The sequence below is a fragment of the Mycolicibacterium agri genome, assembly GCF_002553505.1.
Lineage (GTDB): Bacteria > Actinomycetota > Actinomycetes > Mycobacteriales > Mycobacteriaceae > Mycobacterium > Mycobacterium agri.
The window spans coordinates 113,348-128,241 of sequence record NZ_PDCP01000004.1 but is presented as its reverse complement, the minus strand read 5'-3'; the positions used below and the strand labels follow the sequence as shown (position 1 = coordinate 128,241).

Sequence of the window (14,894 nt, the reverse complement as noted above, 5' to 3'; positions counted from 1 at the left end):
TCAAGCGTTCGCCAGATCGGCCACGGGCCGTCCGTTGAGCGCATTACTCAACTGGGGGGTCAACACATCGAGGGCATACAGCAGCGCATCGGGTCCGCTGTAGGTCAACGCCCCACTGAGATTCGACTCGAACGTCGTGTACAGGGTGCGGTCGTCACGAACCACGCCAAGCCTGCTGAACGCCGGCGAGTCGAGCATCTGCTCCTTGGTTGCGCCGTTGACGAACAACACATCTCGATCGAGCAGCTCCAGCTTCTCTTCGCTGACGTCGCCGTCGACTTCCTGTGTGGCGAATCCCAACGCGGTGAACAGCGAACGCCGCGGATCTTTTTCGGGCAGCAGATAGTGCCCGCCTGCCTCGGGGCCGAAGTCGACGACCAATGTCTTGCCCTCGAACTCGGGATGGGCCTTACGCGCCTCGTCGATACGGCCCTGCACTTTGTCGACCAGTTCACGGGCTTCGTCTTCCTTGCCCAGCGCCTTGCCGGTGGTGAGAAGCTGGACATCCCATGGCGTTTCCTCATCGGCGTAGTCGCTCGACTGAATGACCGTGGGCGCGATCGACGAGAGGCGATCGTATGTCTCTTGGTCGATCGACTCATAGATCGCCAGAATCAGGTCGGGCTTCTGCGCGGCGATCGCCTCGAAGTCGATGTCTTCCTCGCCGCCCCACGTTTCCACACCCTTCCCGTCGGTCGCGGCCTTGACCCAGGGGTAGTCGTTGTACTCCTCGAAGAACGAGCGCGTGCTCACCGGGATCACGCCGAAGGGAAGAACGAAATCCTGGTCCGTCCAGCCAACCGTCACCACCCTGCTCGGATCGGCTGGCACGTGGGTCTCGCCGAACTTGTGACTGATGGTAACCGTGTCTGCTTGTGGCCCTTCGCCTTTGCTCGAAGCGCATGCGGTCGCCAACCCGACGACAAGTACGACCACACCCAGGGCCGCACTGACCCGACGCCATCTACGGTGCAACGATCTCATTCGAAAGTCCCCCTTCGCTCAGGTGGCCACCTGCCACGGCTGGCTCGAAACTTTAGCTTAGGCTTGCATAAGTCAAAGCCCCACCCAAGCGCTTGCCAACCATCCAAGATAGGTTAGCCTACACTTAGAGATCGCTGAAAAGGCAGTTCGACGGCCGCACCCCGGGGTTGCGGCACGGGGAGGCGAGAAATGCGCAGGACGCTGCTCGGAGGCAAGATTCACCGGGCCACAGTGACCCAGGCAGATCTACACTATGTCGGGTCGCTCACCATCGACGCCGACTTGATGGCGTCGGCCGGCATCATCGAGGGCGAACAGGTACAGGTCGTCGACATCACCACGGGCGCGCGCTTGACCACGTACGCGATAACCGGCCAAGCCGGCTCGGGTGTCATAGGCATCAATGGCGCTGCGGCACACCTGATTTCGCCTGGCGATTTGGTGATCATCATGTCGTTTGTGCAACTCGACGACGCCGACTGCGCGTCGCACCGCGCGAAGGTGGTCCATGTGGACAAGACCAACCGGATCGTGGCGTTAGGTTCGGACCCCAGTGCGCCCGTGCCCGGTGCCGTCGATCAGATTGCGGGTGTCTGATGCGCAACGACAGCAGCCCATCGGTCCTCGATTTCGTCGGCGTCGGGTTCGGCCCGTCGAACCTGGCGCTGGCCATCGCGGTGCAGGAGCACAACGCAAACGCTTCCGCCGCCGACCGCGTCACCGCCGAGTTCGTGGAGGCCAAGCCCGAGTTCGGTTGGCACACCGGCATGTTGATTCCCGGCGCCACCATGCAGATTTCATTTCTGAAGGATCTCGTCACGCAACGCAATCCGCAGAGCGAGTTCACCTTCCTCAATTACCTCACCGAACGGGAGAGGCTCACCGACTTCATCAACTACAAGACGTTCTTCCCGACCCGCCTGGAGTTTCACGACTATTTGTCGTGGGCGGCCGAGAAGGTCGACGTGCCAGTGCGATACGGGTCGCGCGTGACATCGGTGCGCGAGGTCGACGGCGCGTTCGACGTCGAGGTCACCGGTGCACGCGCGGGCACGCTGCGCGCCCGCAACGTGGTCATCGCGGGCGGGCTCTCACCCCAGCTGCCGCCAAACGTCCGCCCCTCGCGGCGCCAATTCCACAATCACGGCCTGCTGCACGACCTGGAACGGTTGCCGAGCCGCAACCACAATCGTTTCGTCGTCGTCGGCGCCGGGCAGAGCGCCGCGGAAGTGTCTGCCTACCTGCATGACTCGTCGCCGTCGACCGAGGTGCACGGGGTCTTCGCCAAGTACGGCTACAGCCCCGCCGACGACAGCCCATACGCCAACCGCGTCTTCGATCCCGAGGCCGTCGACGACTTCTACGCCGCCGACGCCGTGACCCGCAGGAAGTTGTTGGAGTATCACCGGAGCACCAACTATTCGGCGGTCGATCTACCGTTGATCGAAGACCTCTATGCGCGTGAGTACGCCGAACGTGTGGCCGACAACCGGCGCCTGTTCCTGCGCGGTGCGTCCAGCATTCACCACACCGAGGAAAGCGACGACGGCGTGCAGGTCGACATCCTGCACCATCCGACCGGGTCGATCGACCAGATCGACTGCGACGCAGTGATCTACGCGACCGGCTTCATACCGACTCCGCTGCGGCCGATCCTGGGTGATCTCTACGACCGAGTCGTCATAGACGAGGGTCAGCCGGTGGTCTCGCGCGACTATCGACTGGCCACCTCACCGCCGACCGCCGGCCATCTCTACGTCCAGGGCAATACCGAGCACACCCACGGACTGACCTCGACACTGCTGTCCAACCTCGCGGTGCGCAGCGCCGAGATCGTGTCCTCGATCGCGAACAGCCGCTTATGTCCGGCGACTCACACCAGCTCGATGGCTTCCTGAATGCTCGGCAGCACCCGACTGGGCCGAAACGGGTAGCGTTCGACCTCCTCGCGCGTGGTCGAACCGGTCAGCACGAGGATGGTTTCCAGACCCGCCTCGATGCCCGCGACGACGTCGGTGTCCATCCGGTCGCCCACCATGCAGGTCTTTCCGAATGGGCCTGAATGCGGTTCATCGCGCTGCGAAACATCATCGGATTGGGCTTGCCGACGAAATAGGGTTCGCGTCCGGTCGCCTTCGTGATCATCGCCGCCACCGAACCCGTCGCAGGCAATGGCCCTTCCGCCGACGGTCCCGTCACATCCGGATTGGTCGCGATGAACCGTGCGCCGCCCAGTATGAGCCTTATCGCCTTGGTGATCGCCGTGAACGAATAGGTGCGGGTTTCGCCGAGTACGACGAAATCTGGATCGACGTCGGTCAGCGTGTAGCCCGCCTCGTGCAGCGGGGTTGTCAGTCCGGCCTCGCCGATCACATAGGCCGACCCGCCGGGCTTCTGGTCGCTCAGAAACGCGGCGGTGGCCAGCGCGGATGTCCAGATCGCCGACTCCGGTACCGACAGACCCGAGCGCGCCAACCGCGCCGACAGGTCGCGCGGGGTGTAGATGGAATTGTTCGTCAGGACAAGGAACGGCCGTTGCTTGTCGACGAGGCGCTGCAGGAACTCGGCAGCCCCTGGCAGCGCGTGTTCCTCGCGCACCAGAACGCCGTCCATATCGGTGAGCCATGAGTGAGGCTTTGAACGCACGGGGTTCAGTCTCTCATTCGGTTGCTCGGTTCTCGCTGTCACGACAACGTTGATACCCCGTCCCGCACCGTTGATACCGCCGTATGGCGATATTCTCGACGGTCTTGCAGAGTTACATACTCATGGTAGGTTATTCCCTACCGAGAGTATGTAACTGTCGAGACAGGAGGTAACCATGTCCCCCACCGCCGCCGCAGTCGATCTGAAAGCGATCTCCGAGGCGTATTTCGCCGCGTGGACCGCGCACGATCTCGACTCCATCGTCGCGATGCACACCGACGACACGCAGTTCTGGGCGCACCTCGGGGGTGATCCGGTCGTCGGGCGAGACGCCGTGCGCGCCACCTTCGGGCAGCTCTTCGAGAGCTTCCCGGACTTCGGCTACGAGACGTATCGCGTGCTGTACGGCGACGACCACTGGGTGCTGGACTGGGCCATGACATCGGGTGACATCCGGTTCGATTGCCTCGACGTCGTCGTCGTCTCGCCGGAGGGGCTCGTCGCGCGCAAGGACACCTTCGTCGACTCGGTCCAACTGCAGGCCGCGCTCGAGGGGGCCGCCCGATGACCGCCGTCGCCGCACAGCGCACCGCGGCACTCGACCAGCTGCCGCATCACGACCGGCTGCCCGCCGAGCACTTCTTCGACATGCATGTCGAACTGCAACCGGCACAGCTGTTTTCCACGACACTGGGCACCCGGTTGACATTCATCGTCGACGGCGCGGTGGTCGACGGCCCCCGCCTGAGGGGCGAGATGCTGCCCGGCGGAGGTGACTGGTTGCTCGTCGGCAGCGACGGGGTCGGCCGGGTCGATATCCGCGCCACACTGCGCACCCACGACGACGCCCTGATCCACTTCGAGAGCCGCGGCGTCATCACCATTCCCGCCGACGGGCTCGACCGCCTCGCCGCAGCGGAAGTGCTGCCGTTCGACGAGACGTACGTGCGTACGACGCCGAAGTTCGAAACCGGCGACGAGCGATACCTCTGGCTCAACGGGATCGTGGCCCTGGGTTACGGGGTGCTGTCGCAGAACCGCGTCGACTACCGGATTTATCACCTGTTGTAACGCGTTGCGCACGAGCGGTTATCGTGAGTTCGTGCCGACCAAGCAGGCGAGACGGACTCAAGCGGAGCGCACCGAGGCGACACGGGCCGCGCTCGTCGACGCCGCGCGGGAGCTTTTCGCCTCAGACGGATACGCGGCGACGTCGCTGGACGCCGTGGCGGCGAAGGCCAACGTCACGAAAGGCGCTGTCTATCACCATTTTCACGGTAAGCAACAGCTCTTCGAAGCCGTCTTCTCCCGCGAGGTCGAGCGCCTTTGTGCCGCGATGCCCGCCGTCTACGCGACCAAACGCGACCCCTGGGACGCCTTCGAAGCCTGCTGCCGGGCCTTCCTCGAAGCGTGTCTGGAACCGGGGGTGCAGCGGATCATGCTCCTCGACGCGCTGGCCGCGGTGGGGTGGGACGGTGTGCGCCGGCTGGAAGCCCCGATGATGGAGCTGATGGAAGTCGCCATCGCCCGCGCCGCCGAGGAAGGCACGATCGCACCACGGCCACCGGGTCCGCTCGCCGTCTTCCTCTACGGGGCATTGTGCGAGACGGCGATGGCCGTCGCACGCGCCGACAACCAGAAGGCCGCTCTGCGCAAGGCGCTCGCCGAGCTCCGGCGTGTGCTGGGCGGCCTGCGGATCCCCTGATCGTCAGGCTTTGAAGCCGTACACCATCGAGGTGGGGCCGATCAGGTGGCGCACCTTGACCGAGCCGAATCCGCTGGCACGCAACATGTCCGCGCAGTCTGTCGTCGTGGTTTCGTAGCCGTCGCGGGTCTCGAGCATGATGTTGAGGCTGGAGAGCAGGCTCTGGAATTGCAGCCCTGATTTACGTGGCGGGGTCATCGCGTCGTAGACGATGAGCGCACCGCCGCGAGGCAGCGCGTCACGCGCTTTGGCGATCAGCTCGCGGCGGCCTTCGCGGCTCTGGCCGTGGAAGACATGTCCGAACGAGAACACCTCGGCGCTGGGCAGCGGATCGGTGAAGAAGCTGCCGCCGACGAACTGCAGCCGGTCGTCGAGGCCGAACGACTTGACGTAGTCGGTGAAGATCGGTTCGACCACCGGCAGATCGAAGCCCGTGCCGTGCAGATGGGGATGGGTGAGCGCAACGCGCACCGACAGCGCGCCCTGCGCACAGCCCAAATCCGTGAAGCTGCCGAACCTCTTCCACGGAAAACGCGCAGCCAGCAGCGTCACCTCCCCCGTCGAAATGCCCGTCATCCCCGACAGGAAGGTCCTCAGCGCGGCCGGATCGCGGTAGAGCGCATCGAAGAACTCGTTCTCGCCCTGTTCCTCCTCGGCCGCAGGTGTTCCCGTGCGCAACAGGTCATCCAGGCCCGACCACAGGTCGTAGAGCCGGGTGCTGGACAGTTCCATCAGCCCACCGATGTAGCTCGGCTTGTCCCGGCACAGAAACAGCGAAGCGCGACCGCTGTTCGAATAGCGCCCGGACTTGTCGCGTCGCAGCAGTCCGGCCGCGGCCAACGCGTCCAGCGCCGTGATGCCGGCCCGGGGGTGCCAGCCGAGCTCGTCGAGGATCTCTTCCGCGGTCAGCGGACCCTGCGCAAGCAGGGTGAACACACCCCGTTCGACGGCGGTCAACATCAGGCGCGACGACCAGAACGCCATGCCCTCCTCGACGATGTGTTGGGGGTTGGCGAGCCTTCGCAAGAGCGGACCGACCAGCGGGCTCTGAAAAGCGCGCATCATCAGGCGCTCACGCCGGACGTCGACTGTGGACTGGGTCGTCTCGTTGATTACCTGCACATTTTTAACGACGACCACGGCGGGCATACGGTTCGGGTTAGCTCGCTCACAGCGCGGTCGCGCCGAGAAGACCTACCGTTTCAGCGAGCGCTGACCGGCGCCGGCGTGCGGACCGCTACTCCGGCAGCCGCAACTCGGGCTTCTCGACCTCTTCGATGTTGACGTCTTTGAAGGTGATGACCCGTACTTGCTTGACGAAGCGGGCCGGCCGGTACATGTCCCACACCCAGGCGTCGGCCAGGCGCAACTCGAAGTACACCTCGCCGTCGGCGTTGCGCGGCACCAGCTCGACGCTGTTTGCCAGATAGAACCGTCGCTCCGTTTCCACCACGTAGCTGAACTGCCCGACGATGTCCTTGTATTCGCGGTACAGCGAGAGCTCCATCTCGGTTTCGTATTTCTCGAGATCTTCGGCACTCATCGCTTCAGCAGTCCTTCGTGTTGGTTACGTTCCATCTTCCCTTACTCGACTTCCCCGCGCTGCGGCGGTTCGCAGTCGCCCGCCAATTCGGTGATCACCTTGGTCCCCGTCGGCGTCGCCACCCTGCGGACGTTGATGAACGAGTACCGATGCTGGGCGCAGGGGCCGAGCCGGGCCAACGCCTCACCGTGCGCGGGGGTGCTGTAGCCCTTGTGTTCGGCGAACCCATAACCAGGGTGTTCGGCCTCCATTTTCACCATCAGGCGGTCCCGGCTGACCTTGGCCAGCACGCTCGCGGCGGCGATGCAGGCCGCGGCGGCGTCGCCGCCGACCACCGGCAGAGACGGCATCGGCAGCCCCGGCACCCGGAAACCGTCGCTGAGCACGTAGCCGGGCCGCACCGACAGGCCGGCGACCGCCCGTCGCATCCCCTCGATGTTGGCGACGTGCACGCCGCGCCGATCCACCTCCGTCGACGGGATGAACACCACGTGGTAGGCCAACGCGTACCGCCTGATCAGCGGGAACAGCCGCTCCCGCTCCTTCTCGTTGAGCTTTTTGGAGTCGTCCAGCGCCGACAGGCTGGTCAACCGGTTCGGCGGCAGCACACACGCCGCGACCACGAGCGGGCCGGCACAGGCGCCGCGACCCACCTCGTCCACGCCGGCGACGGGCCCGAGTCCGTTGCGGTACAGCGCCGACTCAAGAGTGCGCAGGCCTGATGACTTCCGGATCACCGTTCGTGGTGGCCAGGTCGTCGGCAAACTCACGTCCTCCTATTGAGTTTGCGGATCCACCGAGCTGACCCCACCCCAGCGCGATGGCGGCCAGGCGATGAACCGCGCCTTTCCGATGACATTGTCCAGCGGGACAGTGCCCGCATTCGGGTCTCCGGTGCACTTGATTCCGTTCTGGAAATCGACCGGGTTGTCCTCGCAGTGCACGCGTGAATCCGCCGAGTGTGTGCGGTTGTCGCCCATCACCCACACCCGGCCCTCTGGGACCTTGACCGGCCCGAACTCGAAGCCGAAACACCGGTACCTGCTCGGATCCGGGACGTTCATCGTCTGCAGGTCCAGATACGGCTCGTCCAGCGGCTTCCCGTCGACGGTCAGGCCGGTGCTCTGCCGACATTCGACAGTCTGGCCGCCGACCGCGATCACGCGTTTGACGAGGTCGTTCTCGTCGGGCGGGACGAAACCGATGAACGAGAGCGCATTCTGCAGATACCGGATCGCGGTGTTGTCGGAGCGAATGGACTTATAGCCGGCGTTCCAGTTCGGCGGCCCCTTGAACACGATCACGTCGCCCGGGCTCGGCTCGCTGAACCGGTAGGTCAACTTGTCGACCATGATGCGGTCCCCCACGCAGCCTGCGCAGCCGTGCAGCGTGGGCTCCATCGATTCCGACGGGATGAGATACGGCCGGGCGATGAACGTCAGCATCAAGTAGTACAGCCCGACCGCGATGACGACCAGGATGACGGCTTCGCGCAGCGCTGCGTGCTTACGCTTGGGTTTGTCAGCGGCCTCGTCGGTTTGCCCGTCGCCGGCTTGAGAGGGCTTGTCGCTGGCGTCTTCGCCGGGTTCTTCGAGCTTCGGCTCGACCGAGGAGTCTGGGGGGTCCGTGGGTCCGCTCACGGCATCAGCGTATCGGCGACCAACGGTGACACGCCCCAGACCGCGCCGCCGCCGTCGACCCGATGGCGTCGGGACGCGGGCGAAATCAGCGCTTTTCCTTGATCTTCGCCTTCTTGCCGCGCAGCTCGCGCAGATAGTAGAGCTTGGCGCGACGCACATCGCCGCGGGTGACGACGTCGATGTGGTCGATGTTCGGCGAGTGCACCGGGAACGTCCGCTCGACGCCGACGCCGTAGCTTTCCTTCCGGACCGTGAAGGTCTCGCGGATGCCACCGCCCTGGCGGCGAATCACGACACCCTTGAAGACCTGGATGCGTTCCTTGGCGCCCTCGATGACCTTGACGTGCACATTGACGGTGTCGCCGGCGCTGAAGTCCGGAATGTCGTCGCGCAATGACGACTGATCGACGAAGTCCAGCGTGTTCATCGGTGACTCTTTCCTTATCCGTAGCTGATCCGTAGCGGTTCGCGAGCTTGGTCGCGTCCTCGCGGCCGTCGGTGCCCCCGCGGTGGGTTTCGCAGGCACACGTGGGCGCGCCGATGGTTCGGGCGTATCTGTTGCATCCCGCGCCGGACGGGCCGACCGCCCCCGCGCCGCGCACAGACAACTGGTCAATTGTGCCAGATGAGGCCGCGTGCAGAGAAATCGCACGACTTCTGCGCAGCGGCTACGCTCGACGCTACCGGCTGGCTTCGGCGGGCACGGCCCCACCCGGCTTCGGATTTCTTGGAGGAGACCTATGCGTGGGCGGCCGTTACGGCTGGTCGCGACCATCGCAGCTGGGCTCGTTGTGGCCGCGGCGGGTGGCTGCGCGGACAGCCGCAGCGTCTCGACGCCGCCAGCGGGCCGCGAGGTGCCGATGCGCACGGTCGTCGCACCGCAGGGCCCGTTGGCACCGCTGCCCGAGGCCTCACCCGACGAGCCCACCTCGTCGTTCAACGGCCTGGAGCGCCGCACCCAGCAGGCCACGGCAGAAGCCGCCAGCAAGGGCGCCGACCTCACCGTGGTCGTGCTGGACCGATCGACCGGGCAGCGGGTCTCCAACGGCAACGACAGGGGCATCGCTATCGCGTCAGTGGTCAAGCTCTTCATCGCCGACGATCTGCTGCTGCGCGGCGGCCCGCTGTCACCTGAGGACCGCAAGATGTTCGAGGCGATGCTGCGCGCCTCCGACGACAGCCCCGCCGAGGTGTTCTGGAACCGCGGAGGCGGCAGCGCGATCGTCACCAGGGTCGCGGCCCGCTACGGTCTGCGCGGCACCCGACCGCCGGGCAACGGCCGCTGGTTCAACACCATCAGCACCGCCGCCGACCTGGTGCGCTACTACGAGATGATGCTCTCCGGCGCGGGCGGCCTGCCGCGGGAGAAGGCCGAGATGATCGTCGACAACCTCGCCAAGTCCACCCCCAACGGCATCGACGGGATGATGCCGGGCGGTGTCTACCCGCAGCGCTTCGGCATCCCCGAGGGGCTCTACGCCGAACCGGTCGCGGTCAAGCAGGGCTGGATGTGCTGCATCGGTTCGGACTGGATGCATCTGTCCACCGGCATCATCGGGTCTGACCGCCGCTATGTCATGGCGATCGGGGCGACCCAGCCGGCGAGCGCCGCGACGGCGCGCGCGACGATCACCGACGCCGTCAAGACGATGTTTCCGGACGGGCGCATCTAGACGGGCGCGTATTAGGCTGAAAAAAAGCGCCGGCGGACGGGCTCTCGCATCGCCGGCTGATAACCGGTGCTTGGAGGAGAGTTATGCGTCGTCGGCCCTCGCGCCTGATGGCGGTGACCACGGCCAGCGTCGTCGCGGCCTTGGTCGTATCTGGTTGTGAGGCACGGGTTTACGGCACGCCGCCTGCACACAAGGAGCCGCCGCAGGTGTCGGTGGTGGCCCCGCCGCCCGCGGCTCCCCCACCCGAGGCGCCACCACCTGATCAGTCCACTGCCGCGTTCGACGGGCTGGAGGCCCGTGTGCAGCAGGCCACCGCCGACGCGGCGGAGTCGGGCGCCAACATCGAGGTCGTCGTGCTGGACCGCAACACCGGCAAGACCGTGTCAAACGGCGTCACCAAGCCGTTCCCGATCGCGTCGGTGGTGAAGCTGTTCATCGCCGACGACCTGTTGCTCCAGGAGTCCAAGGGCGAGACGACGCTGTCGGCCGACGACCGCAAGTCGCTCGACATCATGCTGCGGTCCTCCGACGACAGCGCGGCCCAGAACTTCTGGGACCGCAGCGGCGGCAACGCCATCATCTCCCGCGTAGTGGCACGCTACGGGTTGACAGGAACGACGGCGCCCTACAACGGGCACTGGGACGTCACCACAAGCACCTCAAGCGATCTCGTTCGCTACTACGACATGCTGCTCAACGGCAGCGGCGGCCTGCCGCCCGAGCAGGCCAACGTGATCATCAGCAACCTGGCGCAGTCCACGCCGACCGGGACGGATGGCTATCCGCAGCGCTTCGGCATCCCCGAGGGGCTCTACGCCGAACCCGTGGCGGTCAAGCAGGGCTGGTTCTGCTGCTGGAACGGCGCCAACCAGTTGCACGTGTCCACCGGCGTGATCGGCGCCGACCGGCGCTACGTGATGGCGCTCAGCTCACTGGAACCCACGAGCGCGGCCGCTGCCCGAGAGACGATGACCCGGGTGGTCAAGACGATGTTCCCGGGCGGCAAGATCTAGCACTAGTCGTCGTCGAGGTCGTCGTCGACGTCATTGTCGAGGCCCTTGTCGAGGTCTTTGTCGAGCAGGTCGGGTCGGCGTTCACGGGTGCGCGCCAGCGCCTGTTCGCGTCGCCACGCCGCAATTTTTGCGTGGTCCCCCGACAGCAGTACCGCGGGCACGTCGAGGCCGCGCCAGCTCGGCGGGCGGGTGTAGCTAGGCCCTTCGAGCAGGCCCGCGTTCTGTCCCGAGTGCGAATCATCTTGCAGCGACGCGGGATTGCCGAGCACATCGGGTAGCAGACGCACCACGGCCTCGATCATCACCAGCGCCGCCGATTCGCCGCCGGGCAGCACGTAGTCGCCGATGGAGACTTCTTCCACGCGCATGCGGCGTGCGGCGTCGTCCATCACCCGTTGATCGATGCCCTCGTAGCGGCCGCAGGCGAACACAAGGTGCGATTCGCAGGCATACCGCTGCGCCGTCTCTTGGGTGAACAAACGCCCTGCTGGAGTGGGAACGACGAGAAGCGTTTCTTCAGAACAGATTTCGTCGAGCGCCTCGCCCCACACCGGCGCCTTCATCACCATTCCGGGGCCGCCGCCGTAGGGTGCGTCGTCGACGGAGCGGTGCACGTCATGGGTCCAGCGGCGCAGATCGTGCACGTTGAGTTCGACAATGCCGGCTTCGATCGCTTTGCCCGGCAACGACTGTCGCAGCGGATCGAGATACTGCGGGAAGATCGTCACCACATCAATGCGCACAGCGACCCGGCCTCATTGGATGTCCAGCAGGCCTTCGGGCGGATCGATCTCGATCGTGCGATCCGAAAGCGATACCGATGTCACGATGGCGCTGACGAACGGCACCAGGACTTCAGCGCCGGTTTCCGAAGTGACCGAGAGCAGTTCGCCCGCCGGGGTGTGCAGGACTTCGTTGACATAGCCGACCAGCCGGCCTTCCGTCGTGACGACCCGCAGCCCCTCGAGTTGATGGTCGTAGAACTCGTCAGGGTCGTCGATGGGCGGCAGATCGTCGGAGTCGATGACAAACAGCGTTCCGCGCAACGCATCTGCCGCGTCACGGTCGGCGACGCCGTCGATCCGCACGAGCAGCCGTCCGCTGTGCTCACGCACCGAGTCGATGCGGTATTCGCGTTCGGGCGCGTCGCCGGGCGGTTGTGCCCGCAGTCGGGTGCCTGGCGCGAACCGCGCTTCCGGGTCGTCGGTGCGGACCTCGACGACGACCTCGCCGGTCACGCCGTGCGCCTTGACGACCCGCCCGACCACGAGGTCCATGACTACTACTGGTCGGTGTCCACCACGTCGACGCGAATCCCGCGGCCGCCGATGCCGGCCACCAACGTGCGCAGCGCCGTCGCGGTTCGGCCGCCACGGCCGATCACCTTGCCGAGATCGTCGGGATGCACGTGCACTTCGACGGTGCGGCCGCGGCGCGAGGTCACCATGTCGACCCGGACATCGTCGGGGTTGTCCACGATGCCGCGGACCAGGTGCTCGACGGCGTCGACGACGACAGAACTCATCGCGCTCGCCTAGCTCTCGGAGTTGCCGGCGGCGGTGGCGTCCTGGCCCTCGGCGGCGGCCTCGGACTGGTCCTTGACGGCGGCAGGCTCGGCTTTGGCCTCGGGAGCCGTCTCAGCCTTGTCGTCGCCGGCCTTGGCGGAATCCTTGTCGGAGGCCTTCTCCGAGCCTTTCTCGGCAGCCTTCTTGGCGGGCGCCTTCTTCTTCTTGGCGGTGGTGGCCTCGGTGCTCGGGCCGCCTTCGGCCTCGGCGAGTGCGGCGTTGAACAAGTCGAGCTTGCTGGGCTTGGGCTCCTTGACCTTCAGCGACCCCTCGGCGCCGGGCAGGCCCTTGAACTTCTGCCAGTCACCGGTGATCTTCAGCAGCGCCAGCACCGGTTCGGTCGGCTGCGCGCCCACGCTCAGCCAGTACTGAGCCCGCTCCGAGTTGATCTCGATGAGGCTGGGCTCTTCCTTCGGGTGGTAGCGGCCGATGATCTCGATGGCGCGCCCGTCGCGGCGGGTGCGCGCGTCGGCGACGGCGATGCGGTACTGCGGGTTGCGGATCTTGCCAAGCCGAGTCAGCTTGATCTTGACAGCCATGGTGAAAAGAACTCTCCTGTGATTGCCACGCTGCAATTCAGCGATCGCGGGCGGGATGCCCGGACCCGGTTTTGCCTTACGTGTGTGACCGCGCAGGGCCGGAGTCCTGCGGCAGACAGCCGCCCATTGTGCCAGACCGGCCGCTACCGGGGGAAATCGCGCTCGTGCGGCCGCACAGATCGTGCGTCACAGGACCTTGTCGTAGCACTTCACCTCGACGCGGCGCGACAGGCGCCACCCGTCGGCCGTGCGGACGAACTCGTCGTCGTACCAGACGCCCACCTGCATGACCTTGGGCGTGTCACCCCGCAGGATCATCGGGTTGAAGCAGAAGGTGCGCGCGGTGGCGGTGTCGCCTGCCAGCTTGATCGCGGGAAGGCCCAGCATGTGGGCGTTGCGCTCGAAAAAGCTGGGCAGCACCTCGGCGAGCCACTTCTTGACCTCGGGATATCGACCGTCGATGCCACCGGTGTCGCGGTAGTCGATGTAGGCGTCGGGGGTGAAGATCGCGTCCAGCTCGTCGAACTCGCGGCGGTCGATGGCCTCGGAGTACCTGATCAGCAGGTCCTGTAGTTCCAGGCGGTCGGACATCTCTTCGGCGCGCAGCATGCCGTCCATCTTGCATGGCTTGGTTCGCATCCGGTCCCTGCCCGCGGCGCACGGGGCTAGGCTGCTCGTTCCATGGGGAGGTTTTCCACGTTTCTCACCGCGCTCGCCGCGTGCCTGAGCCTGGTCGTGCTGCCCATCTCGCCGCAGGCGTCGGCGGACCCCAACGTCGAGCCTGTCGCCAACGTGGCGCCGCCCGACGGGCCCGCCCCGGCGTGGATCGTCGCCGACATGGACACCGGCCAGGTGCTCGCCGAGCGGGAGATGGACGTCGCGCACCCGCCGGCCAGCACGATCAAGACGCTGCTGGCGCTGGCGGTGCTCGACGAGGTGACCGACCTCAACACCACCGTCGTCGGCACCGAGGCCGACACCCAGGTGGAGTGCAGTTGCGTCGGCATCAAGCCGGGCCGCACCTACACCGCGCGCCAGCTCCTCGACGCGGTGCTGCTGATGTCGGGCAACGACGCCGCCAACGCGCTCGCCGACATGGTCGGCGGCTATGACGTCGCGGTGGCGAAGATGAACGCCAAGGCCGCCGCGCTTGGCGCGCTAGGCACGCACGCGACAACGCCGTCGGGGCTCGACGGGCCCGCCGGCTCGGGGGCGACCACCCCGCACGATCTGGCCGTCATCTTCCGCGCCGCGATGGCCAATCCCGTTTTCGCCCAGACGATCTCGCAGCCGACGGCGACGTTCCCAACCGAAACAGGCGAGAAGACGATCGTCAACGACGACGAACTGCTGCACCGCTATCCGGGCACCCTCGGCGGTAAGACCGGGTTCACCGACGCGGCTCGCAAGACCTTCGTCGCGGCCGCCGACCGCAATGGCCGCCGACTGGTGATCGCCATGATGTACGGCCTCATCAAGGAGGGCGGCCCGACGTATTGGGACCAGGCCATGGGGCTGTTCGACTGGGGCTTCGCACAGGACCGGCAGATGAGCGTTGCCTCGCTGTAAGCAGCGCTTGACCAAAA

General features: G+C 65.9%; 19 protein-coding genes and 1 pseudogene. 8 read left to right on the top strand and 12 right to left on the bottom strand.

The features are described 5' to 3' along the window. On the bottom strand, positions 1-831 hold the full coding sequence (locus tag CQY20_RS03955) for an ABC transporter substrate-binding protein (protein WP_234816087.1): 831 nt from the start codon (positions 829-831) through the stop codon (positions 1-3). A gap of 342 nt (positions 832-1,173) precedes the next feature. On the opposite strand from CQY20_RS03955, the gene panD reads away from it, so the two are divergent. Continuing rightward, positions 1,174-1,581 carry an aspartate 1-decarboxylase gene (panD, locus tag CQY20_RS03950; RefSeq protein ID WP_097938346.1) on the top strand — a complete coding sequence of 136 codons (408 nt, stop codon included), beginning with the start codon at positions 1,174-1,176 and terminating at the stop codon, positions 1,579-1,581. Next, the gene (locus CQY20_RS03945; RefSeq protein WP_097938345.1) at positions 1,581-2,882 is read left to right on the top strand and encodes a lysine N(6)-hydroxylase/L-ornithine N(5)-oxygenase family protein; all 1,302 of its coding nucleotides are present in this window, start codon (positions 1,581-1,583) and stop codon (positions 2,880-2,882) included. The genes panD and CQY20_RS03945 overlap by 1 nt, the downstream gene beginning before the upstream one ends. Here CQY20_RS03945 and CQY20_RS03940 read toward each other — a convergent pair. Beyond that, a pseudogene (locus CQY20_RS03940) lies at positions 2,858-3,597 on the bottom strand (HAD-IIA family hydrolase). The gene CQY20_RS03945 and the pseudogene CQY20_RS03940 overlap by 25 nt on opposite strands. 208 nt (positions 3,598-3,805) lie before the next feature. Between CQY20_RS03940 and CQY20_RS03935 the strand changes: the two are divergent. The 3 genes from CQY20_RS03935 to CQY20_RS03925 are packed head-to-tail and all read left to right on the top strand — an operon-like array spanning position 3,806 to position 5,335. Next, a complete protein-coding gene (locus tag CQY20_RS03935) occupies positions 3,806-4,198 on the top strand; it encodes a nuclear transport factor 2 family protein (RefSeq protein WP_097938344.1) in 393 nt (130 codons plus the stop codon). Next, positions 4,195-4,701, top strand: coding sequence for a DUF3237 domain-containing protein (locus CQY20_RS03930; RefSeq protein ID WP_097938343.1), 507 nt, complete (start codon positions 4,195-4,197; stop codon positions 4,699-4,701). Before CQY20_RS03935 ends, CQY20_RS03930 begins: the two co-directional genes overlap by 4 nt. A 31-nt stretch (positions 4,702-4,732) precedes the next feature. Further along, positions 4,733-5,335 (top strand): TetR/AcrR family transcriptional regulator, encoded by a 603-nt coding sequence (locus CQY20_RS03925; protein WP_097938398.1) that lies wholly within the window; start codon positions 4,733-4,735, stop codon positions 5,333-5,335. 3 nt (positions 5,336-5,338) lie between these two features. Here the strand turns inward: CQY20_RS03925 and CQY20_RS03920 are convergent, their stop codons facing one another. The 5 genes from CQY20_RS03920 to rplS form a co-directional block, all read right to left on the bottom strand. Continuing rightward, positions 5,339-6,484, bottom strand: coding sequence for a methyltransferase (locus CQY20_RS03920; protein ID WP_097938342.1), 1,146 nt, complete (start codon positions 6,482-6,484; stop codon positions 5,339-5,341). An 88-nt stretch (positions 6,485-6,572) separates the two neighbouring features. Next, complete coding sequence (locus CQY20_RS03915) at positions 6,573-6,878, bottom strand: DUF2469 domain-containing protein (RefSeq protein WP_018600763.1); 306 nt, start codon at positions 6,876-6,878, stop codon at positions 6,573-6,575. Positions 6,879-6,919: 41 nt separating this feature from the next. Beyond that, positions 6,920-7,642, bottom strand: a complete 723-nt coding sequence (locus tag CQY20_RS03910) for a ribonuclease HII (protein ID WP_097938397.1) — start codon at positions 7,640-7,642, stop codon at positions 6,920-6,922. Positions 7,643-7,654: 12 nt separating this feature from the next. Beyond that, complete coding sequence (gene lepB, locus CQY20_RS03905) at positions 7,655-8,518, bottom strand: signal peptidase I (RefSeq protein WP_097938341.1); 864 nt, start codon at positions 8,516-8,518, stop codon at positions 7,655-7,657. Positions 8,519-8,603: 85 nt separating this feature from the next. Beyond that, the gene (gene rplS / locus CQY20_RS03900; RefSeq protein WP_097938340.1) at positions 8,604-8,945 is read right to left on the bottom strand and encodes a 50S ribosomal protein L19; all 342 of its coding nucleotides are present in this window, start codon (positions 8,943-8,945) and stop codon (positions 8,604-8,606) included. Between the two features lie 313 nt (positions 8,946-9,258). Here rplS and CQY20_RS03895 point away from each other — a divergent pair, with 313 nt between their 5' ends. Next, positions 9,259-10,191 carry a serine hydrolase gene (locus CQY20_RS03895; protein ID WP_097938339.1) on the top strand — a complete coding sequence of 311 codons (933 nt, stop codon included), beginning with the start codon at positions 9,259-9,261 and terminating at the stop codon, positions 10,189-10,191. An 83-nt stretch (positions 10,192-10,274) separates the two neighbouring features. After that, positions 10,275-11,204 carry a serine hydrolase gene (locus CQY20_RS03890; RefSeq protein WP_097938338.1) on the top strand — a complete coding sequence of 310 codons (930 nt, stop codon included), beginning with the start codon at positions 10,275-10,277 and terminating at the stop codon, positions 11,202-11,204. A 2-nt stretch (positions 11,205-11,206) separates the two neighbouring features. On the opposite strand, the gene trmD is transcribed toward CQY20_RS03890, so the two are convergent. The 5 genes from trmD to CQY20_RS03865 form a co-directional block, all read right to left on the bottom strand. Further along, complete coding sequence (gene trmD, locus CQY20_RS03885; RefSeq protein WP_097938337.1) at positions 11,207-11,947, bottom strand: tRNA (guanosine(37)-N1)-methyltransferase TrmD; 741 nt, start codon at positions 11,945-11,947, stop codon at positions 11,207-11,209. A 12-nt stretch (positions 11,948-11,959) separates the two neighbouring features. Continuing rightward, positions 11,960-12,481, bottom strand: coding sequence for a ribosome maturation factor RimM (gene rimM, locus CQY20_RS03880; protein WP_097938336.1), 522 nt, complete (start codon positions 12,479-12,481; stop codon positions 11,960-11,962). A gap of 5 nt (positions 12,482-12,486) precedes the next feature. Next, positions 12,487-12,729, bottom strand: a complete 243-nt coding sequence (locus CQY20_RS03875) for an RNA-binding protein (RefSeq protein ID WP_003881089.1) — start codon at positions 12,727-12,729, stop codon at positions 12,487-12,489. Positions 12,730-12,738: 9 nt separating this feature from the next. After that, positions 12,739-13,308: a 30S ribosomal protein S16 gene (rpsP, locus tag CQY20_RS03870; protein WP_097938335.1), complete on the bottom strand. Its 570-nt coding sequence runs from the start codon at positions 13,306-13,308 to the stop codon at positions 12,739-12,741. A gap of 186 nt (positions 13,309-13,494) precedes the next feature. Continuing rightward, positions 13,495-13,917 carry a nuclear transport factor 2 family protein gene (locus CQY20_RS03865; protein ID WP_097938396.1) on the bottom strand — a complete coding sequence of 141 codons (423 nt, stop codon included), beginning with the start codon at positions 13,915-13,917 and terminating at the stop codon, positions 13,495-13,497. Positions 13,918-13,989: 72 nt separating this feature from the next. Here CQY20_RS03865 and CQY20_RS03860 point away from each other — a divergent pair, with 72 nt between their 5' ends. Further along, positions 13,990-14,877, top strand: a complete 888-nt coding sequence (locus CQY20_RS03860; protein WP_097938334.1) for a D-alanyl-D-alanine carboxypeptidase family protein — start codon at positions 13,990-13,992, stop codon at positions 14,875-14,877. Positions 14,878-14,894 lie beyond the last annotated feature (17 nt).